The organism is Rhodococcus mengyinensis, from assembly GCF_048381435.1.
In the GTDB taxonomy this organism is placed as follows: domain Bacteria; phylum Actinomycetota; class Actinomycetes; order Mycobacteriales; family Mycobacteriaceae; genus Rhodococcus_F; species Rhodococcus_F opacus_D.
On record NZ_JBLWIT010000122.1, the window covers coordinates 1 to 8,057 of the forward strand.

Consider the following 8,057-nt stretch of genomic DNA (forward strand, 5'->3'; position numbering starts at 1 on the left):
GGGACCCGGAACGCGCCGGGGGTGAGCGGTTCGAACGGGGCCTTCAGGGCGGGGATGCCGGTGATGGCGAGGGCGCCCTGCGGGGTGCCGTGGTAGGCGATGGAGCGGGAGATGACCTTGTGTTTGCCGGGTTTGCCGACCTTCTTGAAGTACTGTTTGGCCAGTTTCCAGGCGCTTTCGACGGCCTCGCCGCCGCCGGTGGTGAAGAAGACCCGGTTCAGATCGCCGGGGGCGTAGCCGGCGAGGCGTTCGGCGAGTTCGATCGCCGGTGGGGTGGCGTAGGACCAGAGCGGGAAGAACGCGAGCTGTTCGGCCTGCTTGGCGGCGGCCTCGGCGAGCTCGGTGCGGCCGTGCCCGGCCTGGACGACGAACAACCCGGACAGCCCGTCGAGGTAGCTCTTGCCGGCGGTGTCCCAGATCCGGGCGCCCTCACCGCGGGTGATGATCGGCGGCGTGATGTTCTCCCCGTGCCGGGAGAAATGCCCCCACAGATGGCGGCGGGCCGCCGCCTCGAGGTGCGCCGTGGTGGGCGAAGAGTTGGTAACCGTAGTCATCGGGTTCCCCAATCATATTGCTGTTTGACAAGTTTCAGGTACACCATCGTCTCGGTGCCGAGCACACCGGGAATAGTGCGAATTTCTTTGTTGAGCACGGCAAGGAGGTGGTCGTCGTTCTCGCACACGATCTCGGCGAGAATGTCGTAGGCGCCTGCCGTCAACACGACGTAGTCGATGGCGTCGACGTCCGCGAGGCGAGCGGCGATCTCGGTGACGTCCCCCGAGCAGCGGATCCCGACCATGGCCTGACGTGAGAATCCCACTTGCACCGGGTCGGTCACCGCGACGATCTGCGTGACGCCGGTGTCGATCAGCTTCTGCACGCGTTGGCGTACAGCCGCTTCCGACAATCCGACGACCTTGCCGATGGCCGAGTACGACCGTCGTCCATCCTCCTGAAGTTGCTCGATGATCTGCTTGGACACGGGATCGAGAGAGGCAGGCTGCTCAGACATGGTCGAATCCTCCCTTGCTCGTCGTGTCGAAGACAATCGGCTCGGACATTTCGGAACTATCGCCTCTTCCTGGTGACGTGGGTACTCACGACTCGGGCACCTTCACTTCGGTGTCGGCGGTGAGGGTGCGTCCGCGGAAGAAGTTCCGGGAGCCGGTCGCGAAACACAGCAACATCAGGGGGATTCCGACCACCAGCATTCCGACGCCGAGAACGAACACGCCCCCGAACGGGCCGAACGCGGTGAATCCGTAGTCGGGACGCAGCATGTCGACGGCGCTCTGGACAAAGGCCCACGTCATGCAGAGGGCACCGAGCAGCGGAAAGATGCCGCGCATGAACAGATTACGTGCCGAGTCGAGGAGTGTCCGACGGAAGTACCAGACGCACGCGTAGGCGGTGATGCCGTAGTAGAAGGCAACCGCGAGTCCGAGCGACGCCACCGAATCCTGCAGGGCGTTGGCGCTGGCGAACGACAGGACCAGGTAGAACAGCAGTGCCGCGGCTCCCATGACCAGGGTTCCGAAGCCGGGGGTCATGTACCGGGGGTGCACCGAGGCGAACCGGCGCGGCAACGCCTCGTAGACCGCCATCGACAGCGTTCCGCGCGCCGTCGGCAGGATGGTGGTCTGGGTCGAGGAGAGCGCGGAGATCGACACCGTCAGCAGCAGCAACGAGGCTGCCACCGGCCCGGCGACCGGCCCGCCCAGCGTGGTCAGCACGTCGTCGACGTTCTCCGGGTTGTTCAGTCCGATCCCGGTGTCCCCGAACCCGGCGAACGACTGGACCGCGTATCCGACCAGGACGTACGTGGCGACGAGAATGACCGTGGTCAAGACCGCGGCACGGCCGGGCGTCCGCTCGGAATCCTTCGTTTCCTCACCGACCGCCAGGCAGGCATCCCACCCCCAGTAGATGAAGATGCACAGGATGATCGCCTGTGCCGCACTGGACATCGAGACACCGGTCGGAATGATCCAGTCCAGTCGCGGGGTGACCGCCTGCGGGCCGGCGGTGCCGCCGAACACCTTCGACAGTGCGAGGACGCTGACCCCGATGAGGACGGTGAACTGCACCGCGATCAGGACGTTCTGCAGGCGTTCGCTGATGAGAATGCCACGAAAGCTGACGTACGTCATGGCCGCGATGAAGAAGCACCCCAGCAGCACCTTCGCGGCGAGCGACTCTGCCGCCGCGTGCAACCCGAGAACCTCGAACAGGTAGATCGCCGCGATCTCCGCGGTGTTGGCGAGGACGATGATCGCGGACACGGCGAGTCCCCACCCCGCCATCCAGCCGATCCACGGGCCGAACGCCTTGGTGCCCCAGGTGAACGAGGTGCCGCAGTCCGGGGTGTCCCGATTGAGCTCGCGGTAGGCGAACGCCGTGAGCAACATCGGGATGAACGCGACGAGGAACATCGACGGCGCCTTGTCGCCGACTGCCAGAACGACGTACCCCAGTGTCGCGGCGAGACTGTAGGCGGGCGCGACCGAGGACAACCCGATCACCGTGTTGCCGATCAATCCCAGAGCGCCGCTGTTGAGGCCCTTCGCGGTGCCGAGCGGGTTCTGGGTCTTCGAGGGCTGGGTCTTCAAGGGTGGCGGTTCGGCAATGCTCATCAAGTCTCCCTCGAGGTGTGCGGCTGCGGGCAGAGGTGCCCGCGCGTGTGTGATGAAGGGGTGTAATGGTTTTCGCGGTTACGTGGCCGTCTCGGCGATGAAGATCTTCCGCAGCGTGTCACGCACGATCCACCGGGTCTTCTGCCCGGACCGCACGTGGACGACACTTCCGGGACCGAGTTCGAGATCGGGGGTGTCGTCGTCGAACTGCACTGTCGCGTCACCGCTGAGCACCACGAACACCTCGTCGATCTCGACGTCGGACGAGACGCTGGGCTCGATCTCCCATACGCCGACGGTGACACCGGCGAAGTCGCCGAGCACTCGTTCGCCGACCATCGGCACGCTGTCGCCGATCACCTGCTCGTCCGGGAGACGGTGGTAGTCGAGATCGGCGGTTCGAGCCTCGATGTGCGGTCCGGATTCCCAGGCGACGACCCCGGTCGCGGGGTCGCTCACGAGTCGAACCCCAAGCCCACCGCGTCGAGGGCCTTGAGGAAGAGGTTCCGGCGACCTTCCGTGTGGTCCGCGCGATCGAGGGACCATCGGGTGGCGTTGATGCCGGCCGCCGCCAACGGTTCGGGCGGGAAGGGGAGGGGCATGGACTTCACCAAGTCCAACTCCGTCAAAGCAGTCGTCTCACCGGACACCTTGTCCAGCATGACGTTCGCCGCGAAGCGGGAAGCGCCGACACCGAGACCGGTGAAGCCGGCCGCGTACGCGATCCGCCCCTTCGCCGCGGAACCGAAGAACGAGCAGAAGCGTGTCGACGTATCGATGACGCCGCCCCACCGGTGGGTGAACTCCAGGCCCTCGAGCTGCGGGAACGTCGTGAAGAAGTGGCTCGCGAGCCTCGTGTGGGACTCGGGGCGGTCCTCGAGGTCGTGGTGCATTCCCCGCCCGAAATGGTAGATCGCGTCGTAGCCGCCCCAGAGGATTCGGTTGTCGCGGGTGAGCCGGTAGTAGTGGAACTGGTTGGACATGTCGGCGACGCCCTGCCGGGCAGACCATCCCACCTCCGCGAGCTGTGCGTCGGACAGCGGTTCGGTCATGAGCACGTAGTCGTACACCGGAACCGTGTGCAGCCGGTACCGCTTCAGCAGGGACGGAAAAGCATTGGTTGCCAGGATCACTCGGCCGGCCGACAGGGTCGCGGACGCCGTCCGAACGCCGACCCGTGACGACGATCGGGAGCGGACGAGATCGAGGACCTTGGTGTGCTCGAACATCTCGACACCGTGCTGCGCACAGGCTCGGCCGAGTTCGGTGGCGAGCTTGGCCGGATGCACCAGCGCGGTGGACTCCTTGTCCCATACACCGGCCAGGTACGTGGGCGAGTTGACCTGCGCGCGCATCGCGGGCCCGTCAAACACCGTGGTGGTGGCGCTCGGGGGCGTGTCGAACACGTCCTTCGCCTGGTAATCGGCGATCGCGACCGAGATCGCGCCGTTCCGTTCGAAATCGCAGTCCAACCCCAGGGTGTGGACGGTCTTCTCGATGGCGTCGAGGTTCTCGAGTCCGAGCGCCTCCAGAGTGTCGATTTCTCCCGGCCAGCGTCGACGTCCGTTCTCGCTGCCGTGGGTCAGGCTGGCTTCGACGAACCCGCCGTTACGGCCGGATGCCGCCCATCCGATGGTCTCGCCCTCCACGAGGGCGACGGACAGGTCGGGGTGGCGCTGTTTCGCGAGCAGAGCACTCCAGAGTCCGGTGTATCCGCCGCCGACGACCACCAGGTCGTACGCGGCGTCGGCCGAGGCGGCCGGGTAGGTGGGGGTGTCGGCGACGTCCTCGATCCAGAACGGTGCCAACCGAGTGCGCCGGAGCGCATGGTCGACGACCTTCGCGTTCGGTTGATTCTTCTCGAACACTGTCTGCAGCATGGAGCACCTTTGTTGGTGGAATGACCGAAGGTGACGTGTGAGGCACGTCACCGTGGCACCCATCCTGACCTACGCTTGCCACTATTTCAATAGCAAAAGGCGAGAAACATTGCGGAATCAGTTGTCGAAGTGAGAATCGAAAACCGAATCGGTGGTTCCTTACTGGCCTGCCTCGTCAGCGCGCGACCGTGCCGAGGTGCAGCGACACCGAGCGGACCGGGCTGATCCTGGCCTCGTCGCCGGACTTCACGGCGTGAACGGTGCCGAACTCGACGGTCTCGTCGGGGAAGGTGCCCGCGAAGGCGTAGGCGTAATAGGTCCCCGAGACCGCATCACCCGGCACCGTGTACGCGATGGCCTCCTCGAGCACCTCGCCGGGTTGCAGGTCGACGTCGATCGGCCTGAAGAACGGATCGCTTGTCTGGCCGTCCGGGGAGACCGCGCTGACCCATACCTGCCCCGCGTAGGGACGATCGTCGGGTGCCTCGACGAGCATGGTCGTGTCGACGGTCCCGCCGCCCGCGGGCAGTGTGGTGTCGGAATCCGCGCGCAGCGTGACCCGCACCGGCAGGTCCGTGTCGGGGTTCGCCGGCCCGGTCGAGGAGGGCGAACCGTCGCCCACCTCGGGCCAGCCGTTCGCCCACACGATCCGGTCGATCATCCCCTCGCGCCGGCGGGCACCGCTGGGCAGATCCCGGTTGTCGCGCGGAATGGCGTGGTACACGATCCAATCCGAGCCCGCGTCGTCGGAGACCACCGTGTTGTGGCCCGGCCCGGCCCACGGTTCGCTGCCGGCGAGGATGAGGGCGCCGCCGCCGTCGTTCAGGTCCTGGCCCTTCCGGTCGAGGTACGGCCCCGTCAGCGACTCCGACCGGCCGGCGAGGACGCGGTAGGCGGTGTCGGCGCCGTTGCAGCAGTTGCCGGCCGAGAGGAACAGGTAGTAGTAGCCGTCGTGGAATTCGACGTACGGGCCTTCGAAGCGCTCGTCCGCGACGCGTACGGGTTCGCCGGCCGCCGCGGTGCCGTCCGGGCTGAGCGGGATGGCGTGGACGCCCTGGAAGTTGCCGACGAACATCGTCTTCGTCGTGCCGTCGTCCCACACGAACGGGTCGATGGTGCCGCCGACGCCGACGTCGTGGGCGCAGAACACGGGGCGGCCGAGATCGGTCCACGGTCCGGTGGGCCGGTCGGCGGTGGCGAGACCGATGCACGGGTTCGATTCGTCGTAGAGCGAGTAGTACAGGCTGAACTGGCCGTCGGACTCGAGCACGTTGGGTGCCCACGCGAGTTTGCCGTCGGGGTGCCACGCGGGCCGGTCGGGGAAGACGTCGCCGAGGTACATCCAATCCATGAGGTCGGCGGACTTGAAGATCGACATGTTGTGCATGCCCTGGCCGTCGCCCCAGTCGTCGGCGGTCGTGTACATGTAGAACATGCCGTCGGACGCGCGGACGACGCTCGGGTCGGCGGCCACCGGTTGCACGATCGCTTCGGCCGTCGCCGACGGGGCAGGCGCACCCATCAAGACGAGAAGCATCAGAGCTGTCACGATCCACCCGCGCCGCGGGCGGTGTCGGGTGCCGGACTTGCGCAGCGCAGCATCGTCAGTGTCCACGTCACTCCCAACCTCGCCCGCCCGGAATCCGCAAATCTATAAGGGTGAGGTCGAGGTTAAGGGTGGAACCGGCTCACAGCGCCGGACTGCAACCGAACCGTGTTCTGCCGGCGGTGGCCGGCGTCAGGTCGTGGGGTCGAGCAGAACCAGTGGGATCTCGCGGTCCGTTTTCTTCTGGTAGCCGGCGTATCCCTTGTAGGCGGCGGTGACTTTCGGCCACAGACGGGCCCGCTCCTCGGCGGTTGCCACGTGGGCGCGCATGGACTGCGCGGGGTTTCCCTGCAGCGACAGCTGAACCACCGGGTTGGCCTGCAAATTCAGGAACCACGCGGGGTGGCGGTCATCGCCACCACGTGACGCCACCACGACGAGCGTTGCGCCCTCTCGCACCGGGACGGTCAGCATGACGCTGTGCACCTTCCCGGTTTTGCGGCCGACGGTGGTCAACTCCACCGCCGGCATCTTGCCGAAACTCCGCCCCACCCGCCCGCCGGTAATGCGCAGCAGGGCGCGGTGGGCGGCGTTCATGAACTTCAGTCCGCGGTCCGTCGGCATAAATTTCAGCGTAACGGCTTCAATGTCCGCCGGAGGCTGCCCGCGCTGTTGACGGATGGTCGTCGACGAGTTCGCTCGTGCCGATTCCGGCCTCGCCGGCGATTCCGGCGAGTTCCGCGCCGACCGACTCGTGCGGCTCGTCCGCCGTCGCGTTCTTCTGCTGGACACCCCGCACCCCAGGCGCTGTGGCCCGATCTGGGGACATCCGAATCATCCGATTCAAGGCCCGATCGGGGGACAGTCGCGACGCCCGATTCGCGACAGGATGACTCTCATGCGAGTCGGACGCAGGAACAGGACGAGGTAGATGTCGACGATTGCGAGCACCACGTTGGCCGAGGTGGCGTACGAGTGGTGCACCGAGGCGGAGATTCAAGGTGCAGTCATCTACCGTCGCGGGCGGACGGAATGTCACGCGGAGTGTGTTGTTCATCGGCAACCCGTCCACCGTCACCGAAGTGACGCACTGGGCCGCCGTGCGGCACTGGACGGTGGAGCAGGGACTGAAGCCCGTACGCGAACTCCAGGCTGATGTGCTGTGTGCGATCGTCACCGAGGCTGTCGCCGACGGGTCGTGCGCGTCGGCGGATGCGGCGGTCGTGCAGCGCGTGCGCGCCCGTGGCCTGGAATGCATCCCCGTCTACGACATCGAGCCGTGGGGGAGTGCCCGGCTGTCCGGTGCGCTGCCGCCTATGTCGTCTCCGTGAGTGCGCGTTGGGCCGCGGGCCAGAACTCGAATCCCGCAGTCATCAGCCCGCCGAGCCCGATGATGATCACCGCGGCATCGACGCTGGTCCGCCCCTCCTTCGCCCAGTAGACGTCTTCCAGATCCAGCAGCAACGCCAACTCGTCGACGATGAGCGCGGTGCCGACGCCGTACGAGACGGGCACCGTCGGATGGCGGCGCTGCTTCTCGGAGCCACGCACCGCCACGGCCCCTACCCCGGCCAGCGCGGCGATGCCGAGGTTGTAATGGTGGAAATGGCGGCCGTGGAGACTCAACCCACCGCCGGCCGGTCCGTGCCCGCGCCGGATCCAGTGCGTCAATGCCCGCACCCCCGCGAACGTCAGCGTGAACGCGCCCCACGACACCACCGCCGACTGCTCACTCGGATCGAGCTTCCTCCGCCACGCAGCGCGCAGACGGCGCAAGCGACTGCGGTGGCGTTCTGTCGCCGGGTCCTGGGTCGTCACACCGTCAAGCGTGCCACCCGTTCGCGTACTTCGTATGTCGTTCCGGGACTTCTTCGGTGGGGTTACCCGAAGGTCGCGGCTGTCACGAAACCATTGACTCGAAAGTGTGTTCGAACTAGAATTCAAGGATGGGGCTCGGGGGAGATATCCAGGGGGCGTTGTCGGACGAGATTCTGGCGA

The 8,057-nt window shown here is 66.5% G+C and carries 10 protein-coding genes; 1 reads left to right on the forward strand and 9 read right to left on the reverse strand.

The features are described 5' to 3' along the window. The 8 genes from ACNJ7E_RS28040 to ACNJ7E_RS28075 all read right to left on the reverse strand — a co-directional run. Positions 1–554: aminotransferase class III-fold pyridoxal phosphate-dependent enzyme (locus tag ACNJ7E_RS28040; protein ID WP_418341515.1), on the reverse strand; the 554-nt coding region annotated here is incomplete at its 3' end. After that, a complete protein-coding gene (locus ACNJ7E_RS28045; protein ID WP_011597577.1) occupies positions 551–1,012 on the reverse strand; it encodes an Lrp/AsnC family transcriptional regulator in 462 nt (153 codons plus the stop codon). The genes ACNJ7E_RS28045 and ACNJ7E_RS28040, both read right to left, overlap by 4 nt. 85 nt (positions 1,013–1,097) lie before the next feature. After that, a complete protein-coding gene (locus ACNJ7E_RS28050) occupies positions 1,098–2,633 on the reverse strand; it encodes an APC family permease (protein ID WP_418341516.1) in 1,536 nt (511 codons plus the stop codon). Positions 2,634–2,711: 78 nt separating this feature from the next. After that, positions 2,712–3,092 carry a cupin domain-containing protein gene (locus ACNJ7E_RS28055; protein ID WP_418341517.1) on the reverse strand — a complete coding sequence of 127 codons (381 nt, stop codon included), beginning with the start codon at positions 3,090–3,092 and terminating at the stop codon, positions 2,712–2,714. Beyond that, positions 3,089–4,513, reverse strand: a complete 1,425-nt coding sequence (locus ACNJ7E_RS28060) for an NAD(P)/FAD-dependent oxidoreductase (RefSeq protein WP_418341518.1) — start codon at positions 4,511–4,513, stop codon at positions 3,089–3,091. Before ACNJ7E_RS28060 ends, ACNJ7E_RS28055 begins: the two co-directional genes overlap by 4 nt. Before the next feature lie 175 nt (positions 4,514–4,688). Continuing rightward, entirely contained in the window at positions 4,689–6,128 is a 1,440-nt protein-coding gene (locus ACNJ7E_RS28065) for a family 43 glycosylhydrolase (protein WP_418341519.1), read from the reverse strand. A 123-nt stretch (positions 6,129–6,251) separates the two neighbouring features. Continuing rightward, positions 6,252–6,683 carry a nitroreductase/quinone reductase family protein gene (locus ACNJ7E_RS28070; protein WP_418341520.1) on the reverse strand — a complete coding sequence of 144 codons (432 nt, stop codon included), beginning with the start codon at positions 6,681–6,683 and terminating at the stop codon, positions 6,252–6,254. 19 nt (positions 6,684–6,702) lie between these two features. Continuing rightward, positions 6,703–6,888, reverse strand: coding sequence for a hypothetical protein (locus tag ACNJ7E_RS28075; RefSeq protein WP_418341521.1), 186 nt, complete (start codon positions 6,886–6,888; stop codon positions 6,703–6,705). A gap of 172 nt (positions 6,889–7,060) precedes the next feature. Between ACNJ7E_RS28075 and ACNJ7E_RS28080 the strand changes: the two genes are divergently transcribed. Further along, positions 7,061–7,390 carry a hypothetical protein gene (locus ACNJ7E_RS28080; protein WP_418341522.1) on the forward strand — a complete coding sequence of 110 codons (330 nt, stop codon included), beginning with the start codon at positions 7,061–7,063 and terminating at the stop codon, positions 7,388–7,390. On the opposite strand, the gene ACNJ7E_RS28085 is transcribed toward ACNJ7E_RS28080, so the two are convergent. After that, positions 7,374–7,877, reverse strand: a complete 504-nt coding sequence (locus ACNJ7E_RS28085; protein ID WP_418341523.1) for a hypothetical protein — start codon at positions 7,875–7,877, stop codon at positions 7,374–7,376. The genes ACNJ7E_RS28080 and ACNJ7E_RS28085 overlap by 17 nt on opposite strands. Positions 7,878–8,057 lie beyond the last annotated feature (180 nt).